Source organism: Caballeronia sp. M23-90, assembly GCF_053574605.1.
In genome coordinates this window covers 1-222 of record NZ_JBSIPA010001092.1, presented here as the reverse complement: position 1 = coordinate 222, position 222 = coordinate 1, and the positions used below count along the sequence as shown (strand labels likewise).

General features: G+C 55.9%; 1 protein-coding gene. It reads left to right on the top strand.

Annotated elements, in window-relative coordinates:
* On the top strand, positions 1 to 182 hold a 182-nt coding region (locus tag ACRXB1_RS37935), incomplete at its 5' end, for a transposase (protein ID WP_449495000.1).
* Between the last annotated feature and the right edge of the window lie 40 nt (positions 183 to 222).

The following is a 222-nucleotide window of genomic DNA, read 5'->3' as shown; positions in this document are numbered from 1 at the left end:
GCTGGCCGGGTTACGCGATAAGCCAGCAAAAACGTAAGCGCATTGAGCAGGTATTCGGATGGGGCAAGACAGTTGGACGAATTCGCCAGGTCATGTATCGGGGACTTGAACGCGTAGACCAGCTCTTCGTGCTGACGCAGGTCGGCTACAACTTGACGCGTATGCGCACACTTGCGGGCTGAGGGGCAATAAGCAATGGCGTAACACGGATATCGTGAACCC